The organism is Streptomyces sp. NPDC052020 (assembly GCF_040680575.1).
In the GTDB taxonomy this organism is placed as follows: domain Bacteria; phylum Actinomycetota; class Actinomycetes; order Streptomycetales; family Streptomycetaceae; genus Streptomyces.
The window spans coordinates 1-1,450 of the sequence record NZ_JBFAWY010000097.1 but is presented as its reverse complement, the minus strand read 5'-3'; the positions used below and the strand labels follow the sequence as shown (position 1 = coordinate 1,450).

At 69.6% G+C, this 1,450-nt stretch carries 1 protein-coding gene; it reads right to left on the bottom strand.

Annotated features, from left to right (window positions below):
- Positions 1-115: 115 nt before the first annotated feature.
- The gene (locus tag AB0L74_RS34805; protein WP_365661632.1) at positions 116-1,324 is read right to left on the bottom strand and encodes an IS701 family transposase; all 1,209 of its coding nucleotides are present in this window, start codon (positions 1,322-1,324) and stop codon (positions 116-118) included.
- Positions 1,325-1,450: the final 126 nt, after the last annotated feature.

Sequence of the window (1,450 nt, the reverse complement as noted above, 5' to 3'; positions counted from 1 at the left end):
CTAGTAGTGCTTGGTCATGTTGGTATGGGTTCTGGCATGTCGCGGTGACAGGTGGGGCAGGCGCCGGTCCAGACCGCGAGGAGTAGTTGTAGTTCGCGGGCGACCTTGTAGAGGCTCAGGCCGACGCCGTCTCTTTTGGGGATCGGGTGATGCGCTGCAGGGTGCAGAAGGCGTGGGCGGCGGAGACGAGGGTGACGTGGTGGTGCCAGCCTCGCCAGGTGCGGCCTTCGAAATGGGCCAGGCCCAGGGCCTGCTTCATCTCGCGGTAGTCGTGCTCGATGCGCCAGCGCAGTTTCGCGGTGCGCACGAGGGTGGCCAGCGGGGTGTCGGCGGGCAGGTTGGACAGCCAGAACTGCACGGGTTCGGGCTCGGTGGCGGGCCATTCGGCCAGCAGCCAGCGCACGGGCAGTTCCGGGCCGTCGGTGCTCTTGCGGATCTCGCGTCCGGCGGGCCGGATCCGCAGGGCCACAAACCGCGAGTACATCCGCTTGATGCCGCTGCGGCCGCTGCCCGGGCGGGAGCCTTCCCGCCACTGCACCGGCCGGGCTGCTTGCTTGCCGGCAGCGATGACGAGCTTCTTCACCGTCTGGGCTGGCTCGGGGTAGACGGGCTGGGGCCGTGGGCCACGACCGCCGTAAGGCGGGACGTGCGGCCGGGCTTCTTCCCGGTGGGCGGTGGTCGTGGTGGAGATGCCGACCGCATAGCTGAGCTCGCGTTCTTCCAGGCCGAGGCGGAAGGCTGCGGCATCGCCGTAGCCGCCGTCGGCGACGACGAGCGGAACCTCGATGCCCCACGACCTCGTCTCGTCGATCATGTCCAGGCCCAGCTGCCACTTCTCGACATGACCGACCTCTTCGGGGATGCCGCACTTCGCGCGGCGGGCCACCTTGGCCGGATCGGCCCTCGGCGAGGCGGGGTCCCAGCTCTCGGGCAGGAACAGGCGCCAGTCGACGGCAGCCGATGCCGCGTCGGAGGCCAGATGCAGCGACACCCCGGCCTGGCAGTTGGTGACCTTGCCCGCCGTGCCGGTGTACTGCCGCGCCACGCACGCCGAGGCGTCCCCGTCCTTGAGGAAGCCGGTGTCGTCCACGATCAGCGCGGTCGGCTTGATCACCTGCTGCATCCGCCAGGCGAGGCGGGCGCGCACATGCGCCGGGTCCCACGGGCTGGAGGTGATGAAGTGGGCCAGCGCCTGCCGGTTGCCATCCTCTCCCAGACGGGCGGCCATCGGCTCCACCGACTTGCGCCGCCCATCCAGCAGCAGCCCTCGCAGATAGACCTCGCCCCACCGGCGCTGATCCGCCCGCGCGAACGGCTCGAACATCTCCGCCGCGAAGTCCTCCAGATCACTCCGGACCGCGGCCAACTCCCCACCCAGCACACCCGCTCAACGACACACCCCATCAAACGGACACGCCACCAGCGAACACACCTGACCAAGCACTACTAG